Origin of the sequence: Solidesulfovibrio sp. DCME (assembly GCF_049995385.1) — a bacterium.
Lineage (GTDB): Bacteria > Desulfobacterota > Desulfovibrionia > Desulfovibrionales > Desulfovibrionaceae > Solidesulfovibrio.
On sequence record NZ_CP188261.1, the window covers coordinates 4,868,613 to 4,884,929 of the forward strand.

Genomic DNA, 16,317 nt, shown 5'->3' on the forward strand with positions numbered 1-16,317 from the left:
TTATGCCGTCAGCGGAAACATCCGCTGGGCCAGTTCGTGGAGTAGGGCCTGGGTTTCCCGGGTGGCCCGGTAGGCCAGGGCGCGGTCCAGGGCATAGGTCACCGGCTGGATGCCCTGACGGGAAAGGGGCTGGAAACGCAGGGTCAGGGCGGCCCAGCGCAACAGCGTGCGGGTGGAAAAGGTCACTTCGATCGTCTTGGCGATTTCGCCCGAGGTTTGCCCGACGAAGAGCTTGCGCACCTCCTGGGCATACTCCACCATGCGGGATCGCACCGACTCGGGCAGTTGCGCCGCCCGGCGCTCCAAAAGCGCAAGCTCGGCCGAGGCCTTGGGATACCCAACTTCGCACAACCAGAAGCGGTCCATGAAAGCCAGATTTTGCTGCAGCGTCCCCTGGTAGAGCCCGGTTTCGTCAAAGGAGCCGTTGGTGTTGGCCGTGGCCGCGAACCGGAACATGGGATGCGGCACCACGAGTTCCCCGCCGTTTTCGGCCAGGCAAAGCGGTTGGCCATCCAGGATGCCGTTGCAGCCTGCGGCCACATCGGGACTGACCAGATCGATTTCGTTGAGCAAAAAGAGGCCACCGTAGCGCATGGCCAAGGTCAAGGGACCATAGGCGTATTCCATGGAGCCCTCGCGCACGGCCAGGTGGCCGACCAGATCGGCGAATTCCAATCGGCCGTGGGCCGTCACCTCGAAGACGGGATAGTGGAGCCTGGCGGCCAGTTCCTTGATCAAAGAAGTCTTGCCGGAGCCGGTTGGGCCAAACACGTAGAGCGGATCGCTTCTGTCCAAAAACCAGACGATGATGTCGCGGCTCGATTCGTGGAACACGTAATCCAGGGACGGAATCGGCGTGTAGCGGCACGGCGCGGCAAATCCCCGGACCCCCTTCCCGGACGGCGTGCCGCTGAACACCGTCCCGGCATCCAGTTCCGTGGCTTCCAGGGCCTCGAGCTCCTGCAGGTCGCTTTCCATGGCATGCTCCATCAAGTTGCGGTTGCAAATGAAGAGGCCACCGCAGGATCGGTGGCCTCTGGTGTGGCGCGCATCGCCCGCACAAGCAGTCGTGTCGTGGGTTGCCCTCGCGTCTGGCACCGCTCGAGAAGCTGCTCCGCCTCGGCAGCGGACCCTGTGAGGGCAGCGACTTCTTGGCGGAGTTTCTCCGTATCGAGGCTACGTCGCCCGTTTTGCTGCGCCAATTTGCAGCGGTAGCCTCCGGCCCGAATCCAGGCGTGATTTGCCTGGCTCAGAGCGCAGGCGGACCGGATCACCTCCTCCTTTTCCTGAATCGTTTCCTCGAGCGCCTGCTTTTTCGCCTTCAGGGTAAAAAGCGTTCGCAGATCCCCTTCCCAGTCGGGATGCTCTTCCCCCCGAAACTTCGGGCAGTCCGCATTCCAATCGCAGTAGCCGCAGAGCCCATGGCAGCCGTGGGCCGTGGGCAATGTGTCGAGGTCGCCCCGGCCTTCCCGACAGGCCGTCACGTGCCCCCAAAGCGCGGACGCGGTCTTCAGGCACATCTCCAGCATGGCCGGATGGGCCACATACGGCCCAAACGCCTTCCCATCCGTCATGGACAGGCACAGGACCCAGGCTTGCAGGTCGACCTGCTCGGGGCTATTGGGCAGCGTGACGCCCAGGCAGGCTTGGCACAGTTCGGGAAAGGTCAGGCGGGAGGAGCACACCCGACCCGTGGCGTCCCGTAGCGAGAAGGCCTTGGTGTTCCAGGCGGCATGAAGAAGGCAGACCTGCCCGTACACCTGCGTTTCGTAAGACGTGTACAGCGCGTCCGGCAATCGCTGCGCACTTTTGCACTCCAGGATGCGCACCGTGGGCACCGGCGTCGGACTCACGAGCACGAAATCCAGGTGGGCGCGCAGGGGCGTGCCCTGGTGCATGATCTCGATCTCCAGTTGCCGCATGATGAGAAGATCGTGGGCGCTTAAGGCATGGCCGACCAGGTCTTCGAAGCAGTGCCCGCGCTGCAGGGTCAGGTGCCGGCGCAGCGTTGCCTGCACCACGTCCGGCGGCGCGTCGTGGTCCCCTCCCCTTGCCGGCGACAGTTTGGACGCCACCGTCGCCCGCATGCATTCCATGGCCCGGCCCACGTCGCTGAGCCCCACGTACCCCGTGCGATCGCCAAGGAATTTTTGCGTGGAAAGGGCGGCATACCGCTTGAGACCTTGCGAGAGAATTCCAAGCAAGACCGAGGCTTGATCTTTTTGCATGGCGAATTTCCTGTGCATAACGATCCCCCAAAACGAAGAGGGCCACCCGTGCGGGCAGCCCTCTTACGTTGACTGGATATTTTGCGACCGATCAGGAGGCATGGGCATACATCCACCACACCTTGCGTTGCGGGTTCCACCGAAAGCCAATTTCAGCGAGCATGTCCTTTTTCGCTGCCGTGTTTCCCGTGGCGATGACGCAGTTCCGCCCATTTTCGGCAGCAACGGTCTGGTAGGAAATGCCGTCGATCTTGGGCAGGGCAGACGGCATGGGTATGGATGCCGGCGTGGGCGTATTCGCTCCAGGGTTGGTGGCACCCGGTGCACAACGCGGCTTCTTCTCCTGCGCAGGGTGAGACGGCATGGACGCCCGAGCCCCTTGCCGTGGTGCCATCTTGGGTGGTGTTTGGGGCAGCGTTGTCTGCCGTGTCGCGCAGGCCCCTGTGCCGTCGTCGTCAGCGTCCGTGACGATCCCCAGCATGGCACTCAGCGAATAGCGTCTGGCATAGGTCATGGCGCTGCCCATCCCCTGGGGGTCGGCCTTTGGAAGCGGAACGACTGCGAGCGAGGCTTGCCACTGACCGGATTTGGCATGGGTGAGCTTGGTGACGAGTCCTAGGTAGCCAGGATCGGCGGGGACAGGAAACTGCGTCATCCAGATGTCGTTGGAGAGCAGTGCGTCTCGGCAGGAGTCCATGACGCTGTTGAGTGTGGCGTATCGGTTATGCACAAAGGGATTAGTCGCGTCCTTGACGGCAGGTTGCAAGCCTTTTTGCACGGCGATGAGAGCTTTTGCCAATTCAGAAGTCTCACCGGATTGATATTCGACCATTTATGCCTCCTTTTGATGTAAAAATTCCTCCCTATCTCAGTAATAATATATACTTGTATTTAATTGAAGTACACGCAAGACATCATTCAGAAGCTTATCGCTATAAACACATTACTTATCCCCATACTTGAGCAAGCTAAAATCTATCCTGTAATCCAGCAATGATATTAATTTATCATAACACATTTGAACATCAAACTTTGAACCATACTGACGACCTGCGAGTTCAGATATTTCATGGCCAAACACTTGCCGAAACAAATCGTTATGCATATCTTTCTTTTTGAAAAAATCACTAAAAGTATGCCGCAATGAATGAAACGTCTTGTTTCCTTCGATCTCCAGTTCGCGAATAAGCTTTCCAAAAGACTTGCCAGGCTGCTTTCCATACTTTGGAGAAGCCGCCGTCTTATTAAGCTCAGGAAATATTCTTTCCAGACCATCCACCTTCATCTTATTACAATATTCAATAAATCCGATTTCTACAAGAGTCTTGTGAACGGGAATTACCCTGGTCGCATTCTTATTTTTAAGTGTCTTGTCTACTTTCCCGTCTGCAGATGGCCGTGCATTGACATCGATAACAAACAATCCACTTGTTTCCGACTCATAAACATCCTCACAGCGCAACTGACAAATTTCTTCAAGTCTCATGCCCGTAAAAAGAGCTACCACGGGTGTCCAGAAAAATGATGGGTGTTTAAATTCGTTGCCAATATACTTTTTACAGGAAAATATTTTTTCCAGATCAGACACGTCAAACGCATCCCTAAGTTCAATTTGCTGTCTGTCATCCTTAACTATAATACCTTTTACAGGATTCTTTTCAAGATATCCTTCTTTAACACCCCATTCAAACAGGCTGGAAGCTGCTTCAACAATCATTTTGACCGTTTTAACATTCAACACCTTTTCAGGATTCATTTCGAGGATCTGTTCAATACTCTTATCCTTATACTGTTTTATTTTTGTCCTATTAGGAGGCAATCGGCGGAGAGTATCCCGAAATTTACGGATATCTTCTCGCGAAACCAATTCTATCGGCTTGTCACCCAATATTTCAACCAAATGCACGAGCCGTCCTCTATGGTCAGGCACGCTGTGTTTTTTCCAAAGACCATCCGACAACTTGACTTCAATATATTTCTCAATAAGCTCAGACAACGACAATGCTTTTTCTGTATTCGAAGAAGCAACATCTGAAGATTGAGCAACGTCTTCGTGCTCACAGGGCTTATATGGAGCAGCAAAAACAGCTTGCTCTGGCAAGTAATCGCCCCGTGCTCGCGCCTCCTGGATCCTATGATTAGTGATTTGAGCCTTCACATATTCTTTTGTAATTTGTAAAAAGTTACTCTTTGATATCTCATCTTGGCTAAAAATATCTTCTGCTACAAGTTCAGGAATTACATCAATTGAGATGTTAGCCAGTGACTTTGGCTCATTAACGATGCTTGTAAGTATATCAGCATGACAGAGCGAAGCTTGTCCGCTGGTTAATTCAATGTCAGGCCCCACCACCCGTGGCCGTGGATGAACATTTCGATCATCATTTTCAAGCAGCATCCGTAAATATCCGTTGATACGTTCTCGAATCTCTTTTTGAGAAACAGGTTTCTTATCCTCTTTTGCAAGAAGCTGAAGCAACCATTCCTTTAACTGCTGCCGGAGTTCTTGATAGTCCATGACGCCACTCTCCAATAAAATCCGAATTCTTGAACACATGGACACGGCCCGCACCCTTGCTTCACGCATATAGCCTGTTTCCAGGCTCATCCGAATTTCAGCACGGCCCAGCCGATCACGATAGATCTTGGAAAAAGCGTAGCGAAAATAAAAGAGATTTCCCTTGAGGTAAAGATAGCTGGGAGAGGTGCGCTTAAGGGATAGCGCTTCCTGGCGTGACGATCCGGCAAAGACGTCTTTCGAAGCCTGTGGGGGCGAGAGTGCAACCCTTCGGCCTTGGAGCGACTGGCAAGCTGGTGACATGGCTTTGGCCCACGCCGGCGTCCGGCATGTTTGACCCAGCACTTTGACCCTATTTGCTACTTTGGCCAAATCACTGGGCTTTTTGAAGCCTTGCCGCAACCCTGAAACCAAAAAGAAAAGGGGTTACAGCTGGTTAGCTGTAACCCCTGAAATCTTGGTGCCGAAGGGGAGACTCGAACTCCCACCCCCTTGCGAGGACTAGACCCTGAACCTAGCGTGTCTACCAATTCCACCACTTCGGCAGTGCGGTGCAGAAGGAGGTATTTACAGAAGGCCCCCACCCTTGGCAAGAAAAAAATCATCCCCAGACCCATTTTTTTCCCGAAAGCGACAACGCCCCCCTCCCGGGTTGAAGACGTCACGCTTTTACGCTAGCAACGAAGGTCGCGGGCGCCACTCCATTCCCCAGGCCCGTTGCGTGAATCCCCATGATTGTCGTCACCCGCGTCGCGGACATCCACGAAGCCTTAAATGGCGTCTGCCTGACCATCGGCAATTTCGACGGCGTGCACATGGGCCACGCCAAGCTGCTCACCCGCGTGCGCGACCGGGCCGCCGCCACGGGCCTCGTCAGCGTGGCCCTGACCTTCGATCCCCACCCGCGCAAGGTGCTGCTGGGCGCCTCGGCCCCCCCGGCCATCACCTCCATAGGCCACAAGCTCGAATGCATGGAGGCCGTGGGCCTGCAGGTGGCCGTGGTGCTGCCGTTCACCCGGGAGCTCGCCGCCCGCGAACCCGAGGATTTCGTGCGCGAGGTCCTGGTCGAGGGCCTTTCCCTCAAGCAGCTCGTCATCGGCTACGACTACGCCTTCGGCAAGGGCCGGCGCGGCAACTTCGAGCTGCTCTCGGCCCTGGGCCAGAAATACGGCTTCGGCGTCGAACGCCTGGACCCGGTCATCATCAACGGCGCCGTGGTCTCCTCCACCCGCATCCGGGACATGGTCCTGGCCGGCAACGTCTGGGACGCCAGGCCGCTGCTGGGCCGCTTCCACCAGGTGCGCGGCCTGGTGGCCCACGGCCACAAGCGCGGCCGCAAGCTCGGCTTCCCCACGGCCAACCTGGCCTTTCGTGAGGAGCTCGTGCCCCTAACCGGCGTCTACGCCGTCTGGGTGGAAGTGGGCGGGGTCATGCGGCCGGGCGTGGCCAACATCGGCAAGAACCCCACCTTCGGCGAGTTCGAGATGTCCGTCGAAGCCCATATCCTGGATTTCAAGGGCAAGATCTACGATCAGCCCATCCGGGTGCATTTCGTGCAGCGCATCCGATCCGAAAAAAAATTTTCCGGCCCCGACGAACTGGTCGCCCGCATCCGCGAGGACATCGGCCTGGCCCGGATGATCCTGGCCGCGCCCGATGCCAGGCCCTGACCGGCCATGGACCAGCCGCAACCCCAACCACGCCACCACGCCTCGCTGTTTCGCCGCCCGCGCATCTATTGGCGGCGCCTGCGCCGCCGCCTGACCGGCCTCGGCCTCATGCGCTGGCTGGGGCTCGGCGTCGTGGCCGGCGTGGGTTCCGGCATCCTGGCCTGCCTGTTCTACCTGGGCCTGGAACACCTCACCGCCTTCCTCCAGATCCGCCTGGCGGGCCTGAGCCTGCCCCACCCCTCCGGGGAATCCCTGGTCCACGCCACCACCGGCCCCTACCGCCCCTGGCTCATCCCGGTTTTCACCACGGCCGTGGGGCTTATAACCGGGTTTCTGGCCACCCGGTTCATCCCCGAGGCCATGGAAGGGGCCACCGACGGCACCGACGCCATGATCAAGGCCTTCCACCAAAACGCCGGCCTCATCCGGCCCCTGGTGCCCCTGGTCAAGGGGCTCACGGCCATCGCCACCATCGCCTCGGGCGGCAGCGCCGGCCAGGAAGGCCCCATCTCCCAGCTCGGCGCGGGCCTGGGCTCGTTTATCGGCCAGTGGCTGCGCCTGACGGCCCGGCAACGGCGCATCCTGCTTCTGGCCGGCGCGGCCGGGGGCCTGGGCGCCATTTTCCGCGCCCCCCTGGGCGGCGCCATCACGGCCGTGGAAGTGCTCTATGCCGAGGATTTCGAGGCCGAGGCCATGCTGCCGGCCGTGGTCTCGGCCGTGGTGGCCCATACCCTGTTCTCGTTTTTTTTCGGCCACGACGCCATCCTCGACACGCCCAGCTACGTCTTCGAAAACCCCCTGGAACTGCCCTTCTACCTGGTGCTGGCCCTGACGGTCTCCCTGGCGGCGCGGGTGTTCATCCGCACGTTTTTCTTCTTCAAGTTCCGGATCTTCGGCTGGATCCGGCAACGCTTCGGCCTGACCCTGCCCATGGTCGTGGGCGGGCTGGCCATGGGCCTTTTCGGCATGCACTACCCGCAGTTTTTAAGCGGCGGCTACGGCTGGCTGGAACTGTCCGTAAACGGCCAGCTGGGTCTGGGCTTTCTGGCCGGGCTTTTTTGCGGCAAGGTCCTGGCCACGTCCCTGACCGTGGGTTCGGGGCTTTCCGGCGGCATGTTCGCGCCGGCGCTGTTTCTGGGCGGTTCGGCCGGCGGCATGGTCGGCCAGGTCGGCCACATGCTGGCCCCGGACATCGTCACCCAGCCCGGCGGCTACACCCTCGTCGGCATGGCCACCTTTTTCGCCGGCGTGGCCCACGCCCCCATCGGGCCGCTGATCATGGTCAGCGAAATCACCCAGGGCTATGGCCTGCTGGCGCCGCTGATGCTCTGTTCGGCCGTGGCCCTGGTCCTTTGCGACGACATCCACCTCTACGAAAACCAGGTCCAAAACAAGTTCGCCTCCCCGGCCCACGTCGCCGACGCCACCAACAACATCCTCGAAGCCGTGCCCGTCTCCAGCGTCTTTACGCCCGGCCGGGCCACCATCCTCGAGGAGCGCGTGACGCTCAAGGCCCTGGCCCACATCATTTCGGCCACCAGCGAACTGGTGTTCCCGGTCAAAAACGATGCCGGCAAGCTCACCGGCATCCTGGCCCTCCAGGACGTGCGCGGCGTGGTCTTCGAGGAGTGCCTCCACGAACTGGTGCTGGTCAAGGAACTCATGCGCCCGGCTGTGACGGTGCATCCGGACATGTCGCTCTACGACGCGCTCATGCTTTTTATCGAGACGGACTTGAGCCAGTTGCCGGTGGTGGACGCACAGCGCCCCGACACGGTGCTCGGCATGCTCAGCCGCCAGCATGTCTTCACGGCCTACTCGACGACGCTGCGCCATCTGAAACAGGAATAGCGACAGCGGCTTCACCGTCGCACCGGCCCCGCCCCAGGCTGTCCCAAGCCTCCCTTGACACCCGACCGGCAACCCGTCAGTGTACCCTGGCGTATAGTATTTCGCGCACCAACGGGGGCTGCGCCTTTTGTATCCTGTACGGCAAACGCTTATGCACTCCGGTATTCCCAAGAAGGTGAGCCCGGGCTGGTCTGCGGTTTAGCGGTGCGTCACAACACGACGGGACTTGCCTTTTGCGGCCAAGGAAGAAGTACGGCCCCCCCAACAGCGCAACACCGGAACCTGCCATGAAGCTCAAAGCGAAATTCATCCTGCCGACCCTCGTCCTCATCCTCGCCGGCATGTCCGTTACGTCGTGGATCGGCTACACCCGCAGCACGGCCGCCTTGTCCACCGTCGCCGTGGACAAGGCCAAAACCAACCTGGAGGCCTTGCTCTCCATGGTCGACCTCTGGGTCGACGGCGCGAAAAACGAACTGCTCACCCTGGCCCTGACCCACTCCATGAAAGCCCCCCTGCAACAGGGCACGGCCGACTCCGACGTCATGGCCCGCGTGATGGAGCTGCTGCGCGCCTGCATCGAACGCCATCCGACCTTCGACGCCATCATGCTGATCGATCCCAAGGGAATCGTCCTGGCCAGCACCAGCCAGGCCCTTGTCGGGGCGAACCTCGCCGAGCGCGAGTATTTCCAAAAGGCCATGCAAGGCCAGACGTTCGTGTCCAACCCGATCATCAGCAAGGACAGGGGCGAAGCGGTCTTCGCCATCGCCACCCCGGTCAAGGACGGCGCCAAGGTCCTCGGCATCCTGTCCATGGGCATCAAGATCGGCGGGTTTTCCAAGCAGTTCGTCGCCCCCCTGGACACCCCGGCCGGCTTCGGCTTCATCTGCGCCCCGGACGGCCTGGCCCTGGCCCATCCCGACGCCTCGCTCATCGGCAAGTTCAACGTGATTAAGGACACCGACTACGGGGCCAAGATCGCCGGGCAGGACCGGGGCTCCCTCGACGTCGTCTCCCGGGGCGCGGACCGGCTGATCCTTTTCGAAAAATCCAAAAGCACCGGCTGGATCATCGGCATGGCCGTCAACAAGGACGTGGCCTTCGCCGACGCCAGAAGCCTCGGCCTGACGTTGCTGTCCCTGTCTTTCGGCCAACTGGTCGTGCTCATTGTCGGCATCATGGCGATCCTGTCCGTCAACGTCCTGCGCCCCATCGACACCCTGGTGGCCGCGGCCAGCCGCATCGCCGGCGGCGACCTCGACACGCGCCTGGACGCCGGCCGCAAGGACGAGATCGGCGTCCTCCAGCAGGCCCTGGCCACCATGGTGGCCAACCTGCGCACCAAGATCGGGGAAGCCGAGGAAAAAGGCCGCCAGGCCGAGAAGGAAACGCAAAAGGCCACCGAAGCCATGGCCGAGGCGCAAGCCGCCCGCGAACAGGCCGAACGGGCCAAACAGGAAGGCATGCTCCTGGCCGCCACCCGCCTGGAGGACATCGTCGTCGCCGTCACCGCCGCCTCCGAGGATATCGCCGGCCAGATCGGCCAGTCGAGCCAGGGGTCGGAAGAACAGGCCCACCGCGTAACCGAGACGGCCGCGGCCATGGAGCAGATGAACGCCACGGTCCTGGAAGTGGCCCAAAACGCCTCCCAGGCCGCCGACACGGCCGATTCGGCCCGGCACAAGGCCAACGAGGGCTCGGCCGTGGTGGCGCGGGTCGTGGCCGGCATCGAGAACGTCCAGAAAAAGGCCTTGGCCCTGCGCGACGACATGGCCGAACTCGGCCGTCGGGCCGAGGGCATCGGCGCGGTGCTGGGGGTTATCTCCGACATCGCCGACCAGACCAACCTGCTGGCGCTCAATGCCGCCATCGAGGCCGCCCGGGCCGGCGAGGCCGGGCGCGGCTTCGCCGTCGTGGCCGACGAGGTCCGCAAACTGGCCGAAAAGACCATGACCGCCACCAAGGAGGTCGGCGAGGCCGTCACCGGCATCCAGCAAGGCGCCCGCCGCAACATCGAAAACGTCGGCCAGGCCGCCGCGGGCATCGACGAGGCCACCTCCCTGGCCTCTTCCTCCGGCGAGGCCCTGGCCGCCATCGTCTCCCTCGTCGACGCCACCACCGACCAGGTCCGGGCCATCGCCACGGCCGCCGAGGAGCAGTCGGCGACCACCGAGGAGATCAACCGCAACATCATGGACATCAGCCGCATCTCCTCGGAAACGGCCGAAGCCCTGCGCCACTCGTCCCAGGCCTTGTCCGGGCTCACGGAACAGACGCGCATGCTGCGCGAACTCATCGACGAGATGCAGGCCGGCGACGGCGGGGCCAAGCGGCTGCCCGCCGCCGGCCGGCGCCGTGCCCTGACCTGAGCCCCCCCGGCCCCGGCCGGCCCGCCGCCGCGAGGGCGCGCGCCGGCCGGGGAGCCGCCACTTGCCCACTGCGCGGCCAGGGACTATGCAGTCACGACACCAGCCACGGCGCCCCCGCCCGTCCCAGAGGCCAGACACCATGCGTATCCGATCGAAATTCCTCGTTCTGCTGCTTGCGATGGTCATCATCCCCCTGGTCGCCCTGGGGCTGTACGCCTGGCGCCAAACAGGGCTCCTCGGCCGGGAACTGGCCCAGGCCGCGGCCCTGGCCCTGGAGCGCAACGCCTCCAAGGAACTGGCCCAGACCGTGGACATGATCAGCGAATCCTGCGCCGACACCCTGGACCTGCTGGAAACGTCCCTGTCGCTGACGGCCCGCGAGGCCGTGCAGCTCCTTTCGGCCCCGTCCGGCGCCCTGCCGTCCGGGCCGATCATCCTGGCCGGGGAATACGACAACCCCGCCTTTATGCCGGAACTCCTCACCGACCTGCCCGGCACGGACATCCGGGCCACCTACGACGGCCTGGCCTTCCACCTGGCCCCGGGCCTGGACCGCCAGGCGGCCCTGCCGCAGATGCAGGCCCTGTCCGGCATCCTGCCCTTTTACAAGACGCTTTTCGCCCGCCACAAAAACCTCATCCTGTTCGGCTACGTGGGCCTGGCCTCGGGGCTGCACTGCGCCTACCCCGGCCACGGCGGCTATCCCCCGGACTACGATCCCCGGCAGCGGCCCTGGTACCAGCACGCCGCCGCCTCCACGGGCATCACCTGGGACATCATGACCGACGCCATCACCCGCCAGGTCATGGCGACCATGGCCCTGGGGCTTCGCGACGCCGGCGGCCGGCTGCTGGGCGTGGCCGGCTGCGATATCCCCATGGGCGCGATTTTTCCCCAAAGCGACCTGTCCGGGGCCTGGACCGACGACATGCGGGCCATGATCGTCTCCCCCCGGCACAACGCGACGAACGGGCAACCGGAACTGGCCGTGGTGGCCTGCCGGGACTACGCCCAGCACAACCTGGACTGGACCGCGCCGGTTGCGCTCGAGCGCCTGGAATCCCCGGACACGGCGGCCCTGGGGGAAGTGCGCGACGAACTGGCGGCCGGCCGGACCGGGGTGCGGCGCCTGTCCTACCGGGGCCAGGACACCTTGCTGGCCTTCGCGCCTATCGGCTCCAAGGGGCTGGCCGTGGTCCTGGCCGCGCCCCGAGACGTCGTGGTGGCCGATGCCCGCAAAGCCGAGAACCGGGTCCTTGCGGCCGTCTCCCGCATGCTCGGCCATATCGGCTGGTTCGTGGCCGCGGCGGTGGTGGTCGTGGCCGCCATTTCCCTTCCCGCCTCGCGCAGCGTCACCCGGCCGGTGATGGAGCTGGCGGCGGCGGCGCGCAAGCTGGCCTCGGGGGATTTTTCCACCCGGGTCACGCCGTGCGGCCAGGACGAGATCGGCGAACTGGCCCGGTCGTTCAACGACATGGCCCCGCAGTTGCTCGAGCGGGTGAAGCTCAAAAACGACATGGCCCTGGCCATGGAGGTGCAGCAGAACCTGCTGCCGGGGCGGCCGCCCAGCGTGGACGGGCTCGATGTGGCGGCGCTGAGCCTGTACTGCGACGAAACCGGCGGCGACTATTTCGACTTCCTGGAATTTTCCCAGGACGATGCCGCCCATGCCGACGTGGTGGTGGGCGACGTGACGGGGCACGGCGTGTCGGCGGCGCTATTTATGGCCACGGGCCGGGCGCTGTTGCGCGGCCGGGCCCTGGACCGGCCCGGGCCGGCGGCGCTTCTCACCGAGGTCAACGACCTGCTGTGCCAGGACACGCACATGACGGGCCGGTTCATCACGCTTTTTTTCCTGCGCCTGGACCTGGCGGCCAAGGAGATCCTGTGGTGCCGGGCCGGCCATGACCCGGGGCTGCTCTACGATCCGGCCGGGGACAGCTTCGAACAGCTCATGGGGCCGGGCATCCCGCTTGGGGCCATGGCCGACTGGGAGTACGCCGAGCAGCGCCGGGGCTGGTTTACCCCGGGCCAGGTGCTGGTGCTCTACACCGACGGCATCCACGAGGCCCGCGACGGCGGCGCGGGTGACGGCATGTACGGCAAGGAGCGCATGGAGGCGATCATCCGGCGCGAGGCGGCCAAGCCGGCCTCGGCCATCGTCAACGCCCTGGTGGCCGACCTGCGGGAATTCAAGGCCGGCGCCCACCTGGAAGACGACGTGACGCTGGTGGTCATCAAGGCCACGGCCTAGCCGCCACCATAAAAAAACGGCCGGGGGTTCCCGGCCGTTTCGAGCATCGCACCTCGGCGCCTGGCTATTCCCCGGCGCCGTCCCCTGCCCCGTCGGGCTCGGCCTCGTCGCTTTCAGCCGCGGCCGCCTTGGCTTCGGCCAGGGCCGCCTCGGCCGCTTCCAGCTCCTCGCGGCCGTGGACCATTTCCACGATGCGGCGCATGGCCTCGCGCGGGTTGGGATGGGCCAGCACGTTGCGGCCGATGCAGGTGCCGGCCGCCCCGGCGGCCAGGGCGTCGGCCACCATGCCGGCGAAGCTGCGGAAATCCGCCCGCGACGGCCCGCCCGTCACCACCACCGGCGCCGTGGAGGCGGCCACGGCCCGGGAAAAACTGCGCGCATCCCCGGAATAGGGCACGCCCGTCATGTCGGCCCCAAGCTCGGCCCCGAGCCGGATGCAGTGGTTGATCAGGGTCGGGTCGTTCTCGTTGACCACCCGCTCGCCCTTGGGCGCGATGATGGCCAGCACCGGCACGCCCAGGCCATGGGCCTCGTCCACGATGGCCCCCAGATCGGCCAGCATGCGGTCCTCGAGTTCGTTGGCGATGTTGACCATCACCGCCACCATGTCCGCGCCGAGGCGCAAGGCCTCGGCCGCGCCGCACATGAGGCTTTTGGCATAGGGCGGCAGGCAGTGGCGCGTGCCCCCGGAAAGCTGGGCCACGGCCGCCGCATACAGCGGCACCTCGGCCAGATGGACGCGAAGCGCCCCCTTGTTGAGCACCACGCCCTGGATGGGGAAGGAGGCCACCATTTCCAGCAGCCGGGGCAATTCCTCCAGGCCGCTGAGCATTCCCTCCATGACCCCGTGATCCAGGGGCGCGATGACCGTCCTGCCCGTGCGGGGGTGGAAAAGCCTGGCCAGTTTGCGATCGCTGCCGTGCATGCGTCCTCCAAGAAGTGAAATTACCGGTCCGACCACAGGATACGCGCCCCCTTGCGGGTGGCGAACCCCAGGGGCAGGCCCTGGAAATACAGCCCCGGCCGGGCCGGCAGGCCGGTGCCCGCCAGGCTCTGGCCGGCCAGGAGCGCCTCGATACGGCAAAGCGCCGCCTCGTTCAAGCCCGCCCCCTCGCGCCAGGGGCCAAGGAGCAGCCTGGCCCGGGCATGGGGCCGGAACACCCCGGCCTTGTACGTGCCCAGGGCATGCCCCTGGTAGCGCAGCCCCGGGGGCAGCCCGGCCGCGCCGGCGTGCAGGAAATAGGCCTTGCCGCCGAAGTCCCGGACCATCCCGGGCGGCAGCCCGGCCGGGTCGCAGCCGGCGGCCACAAGCGCCGCTTCCGGCACCGGTGCCCCGGGCAGTTCGCCATCCTCGGGCGCCCCCGCCTGTCCCCCGGTCTTTTCGAAAAGCGCCAGGTAGAAGCCCTGGGCGGCCGAGGCCTTGCTGTCCACCCGCAGCACGCCCGAAACGTCGCCCCGGGCCGGGGCCTCGAAGACGAAACCGGCCGGCGGGGCCAGGGGCACGGCGACAAGCGGCAGGTTGTCCAGGGCGAAGCGCGTCTGGTCCTCGTTTTCGGCCACGTTGGTGGTGCAGGTGGAATAGAGCACCCGGCCGCCCGGGGCGAGCAGCCTGGCCGCCGTGGCCAGGAGCTTGCGCTGCAGGGCGACCAGGGGCGCCACCTTGCCGCCGACCCAGATCTTGGCGGCCTGCGGGTTCTTGTCCAGTGTGCCCCAGCCGCTGCACGGCGGGTCGAGCAGGATGTGGCTGAAAAACCCTTCGGGAAAAAACGGTTCCAGGTCGACCTGGGCGCAGGTGGCGGTGTTGGCCAGATTTTCCCGCAGAAGCGTCTGGCGCAGGGTGGCCAGGCGGTCCGGCGAGGGCTCGTTGCCCAGCACGAAACCCGTCGGCCCGACGAGTTGGGCCAGAAACCCGGTCTTGCCGCCCGGCGCGGCGCACATGTCGAGCACCCGCGCCCCGGCCGGCGGGGCAAGGAGCAGCGGCGGCAGCATGGACGAGCGGTCCTGGATGTGGAGATAGCCGAAACGGGCGGCCAGGGACGTGCCCAGGGGCACGGGTTCGGCCGTCAACCGCCGGCACCAGGGGGAAAAGGGCTCCGGGACCCAGGCGTGGCCGGTTTGGGACAAAAGGGCCTCCACGGCCCGGCGCTCGCCGGGGGGGCAGACCAGGCGGAAGGAACGGCCGGACGAGGCGGCGGGATCGGCGGCAGCGGCAACGGCATCGCAAGGCGGCATGGCCCGAACCTACCGTGCCGAGGCGCCCTTGAAAAGCCCCGGCCGCCCGGCTTCCGTGCGCGCCGTTTCCCTTTGCCGGACACCCGACAGCTCCGCTTGCATCCGCGCCATTTCCCTTTGCCGGGCAACCGGCCGCCGCGCCGCCCCGCCACGCCGTTTCCCCGCGTCAGGCACCCGCCGCCCCACGTCCCATCCGCGCCGATTCCCCTTGCCAAACGCCCGGCCGCCGCCTATGCAGTGGCCGCTGGAACCCGCCAAAAGGAGCCCGCATGGAGTTTCTCATGCATCTCGTGGACGTCGTGCTGCATGTCGACAAATACTTGAATGCCATCGCCGCCGATTACGGGGCCTGGACCTATTTTATTTTGTTCATGATCGTTTTTTGCGAGACGGGCCTGGTGGTCACGCCGTTTCTGCCCGGCGATTCGCTGCTTTTCGCCACCGGGGCGCTGTGCGGCGGCGGCGTGCTCGACCCCAACGCCATCTTCTTCCTGCTCGTGGCCGCGGCGTTTATCGGCGACAACCTCAACTACTGGATCGGCCGCCGGGTCGGGCCGGCCGTCTTCGAACGCGAAAAGACCCGGTTTTTCAAAAAGGAATATTTGCTGCGAGCCCACGCCTTCTACGAGCGCCACGGCGGCAAGACGGTCATCATCGCCCGGTTCGTGCCCATCGTGCGCACCTTTTCACCGTTCGTGGCCGGCATCGCCCGCATGACCTACGCCCATTTCCTGGCCTACAGCATCACCGGCGCCGTGATCTGGGTGGGGCTTTTCGTCTACGCCGGCTACTTTTTCGGCAACATGCCGTTTATCAAGCGCAATTTCAGCCTGGTGGTCGTGGTCATCATCTTCATCTCGATCCTGCCCGGAATCATCGAATACCTGCGCCACCGCCGGGCCGCGGCCAAGGCCCAGTAGCCCAGGCCTTATCGGCCGGCCGGGGAAGCCGTCGCCCGGCCGGCCGCGTCCGGCACTTCACCGACCGGCCGGCCACCACGGTTCCTCTTTCCTGGCCGCGCCGGCGGGGATGCCCCCGGCTGGTCCCCTGGCCGGCCGCCGGTACCGTCGCGGCCATCCGGTTGCCCAGCGGCCGCACTGCCGCCCATCGCATCACCACAATGCTTTTCGCAAGGGAGTCCAGCGGGCGCCGGCCCTGCGGCCGCCGGAGGCTTCCCCCCTGCCGGCCATGC

Annotated in this window: 11 protein-coding genes and 1 tRNA gene; 5 read left to right on the forward strand and 7 right to left on the reverse strand. The window is 64.1% G+C overall.

Features of this window, described 5'->3' with window-relative positions:
- The 5 genes from ACP59X_RS21570 to ACP59X_RS21590 all read right to left on the reverse strand — a co-directional run bounded on the left by ACP59X_RS21570 (position 1) and on the right by ACP59X_RS21590 (position 5,291).
- A complete protein-coding gene (locus tag ACP59X_RS21570) occupies positions 1-978 on the reverse strand; it encodes an AAA family ATPase (protein ID WP_428562503.1) in 978 nt (325 codons plus the stop codon).
- 11 nt (positions 979-989) lie between these two features.
- Complete coding sequence (locus ACP59X_RS21575) at positions 990-2,228, reverse strand: hypothetical protein (RefSeq protein ID WP_428562505.1); 1,239 nt, start codon at positions 2,226-2,228, stop codon at positions 990-992.
- Positions 2,229-2,319: 91 nt separating this feature from the next.
- Positions 2,320-3,060, reverse strand: coding sequence for an ERF family protein (locus ACP59X_RS21580; RefSeq protein WP_428562507.1), 741 nt, complete (start codon positions 3,058-3,060; stop codon positions 2,320-2,322).
- A 111-nt stretch (positions 3,061-3,171) separates the two neighbouring features.
- Entirely contained in the window at positions 3,172-5,118 is a 1,947-nt protein-coding gene (locus ACP59X_RS21585) for a tyrosine-type recombinase/integrase (protein ID WP_428562509.1), read from the reverse strand.
- Positions 5,119-5,204: 86 nt separating this feature from the next.
- Positions 5,205-5,291 (reverse strand) — tRNA-Leu (locus ACP59X_RS21590).
- Positions 5,292-5,477: 186 nt separating this feature from the next.
- Here ACP59X_RS21590 and ACP59X_RS21595 point away from each other — a divergent pair.
- From ACP59X_RS21595 to ACP59X_RS21610, 4 genes are all read left to right on the forward strand, one after another.
- Positions 5,478-6,416 carry a bifunctional riboflavin kinase/FAD synthetase gene (locus ACP59X_RS21595; RefSeq protein WP_428562511.1) on the forward strand — a complete coding sequence of 313 codons (939 nt, stop codon included), beginning with the start codon at positions 5,478-5,480 and terminating at the stop codon, positions 6,414-6,416.
- 6 nt (positions 6,417-6,422) lie between these two features.
- Positions 6,423-8,267 (forward strand): chloride channel protein, encoded by a 1,845-nt coding sequence (locus ACP59X_RS21600; RefSeq protein ID WP_428562513.1) that lies wholly within the window; start codon positions 6,423-6,425, stop codon positions 8,265-8,267.
- 287 nt (positions 8,268-8,554) lie between these two features.
- Positions 8,555-10,639 (forward strand): methyl-accepting chemotaxis protein, encoded by a 2,085-nt coding sequence (locus ACP59X_RS21605; RefSeq protein WP_428562515.1) that lies wholly within the window; start codon positions 8,555-8,557, stop codon positions 10,637-10,639.
- Between the two features lie 139 nt (positions 10,640-10,778).
- Entirely contained in the window at positions 10,779-12,893 is a 2,115-nt protein-coding gene (locus ACP59X_RS21610) for a SpoIIE family protein phosphatase (RefSeq protein WP_428562517.1), read from the forward strand.
- Between the two features lie 64 nt (positions 12,894-12,957).
- Here the strand turns inward: ACP59X_RS21610 and ACP59X_RS21615 are convergent, their stop codons facing one another.
- Positions 12,958-13,818, reverse strand: coding sequence for a class I fructose-bisphosphate aldolase (locus ACP59X_RS21615; RefSeq protein ID WP_428562519.1), 861 nt, complete (start codon positions 13,816-13,818; stop codon positions 12,958-12,960).
- Positions 13,819-13,838: 20 nt separating this feature from the next.
- Positions 13,839-15,125, reverse strand: coding sequence for an RsmB/NOP family class I SAM-dependent RNA methyltransferase (locus ACP59X_RS21620; protein WP_428562521.1), 1,287 nt, complete (start codon positions 15,123-15,125; stop codon positions 13,839-13,841).
- A 269-nt stretch (positions 15,126-15,394) separates the two neighbouring features.
- Here ACP59X_RS21620 and ACP59X_RS21625 point away from each other — a divergent pair, with 269 nt between their 5' ends.
- On the forward strand, positions 15,395-16,045 hold the full coding sequence (locus ACP59X_RS21625) for a DedA family protein (protein WP_428562523.1): 651 nt from the start codon (positions 15,395-15,397) through the stop codon (positions 16,043-16,045).
- Positions 16,046-16,317: the final 272 nt, after the last annotated feature.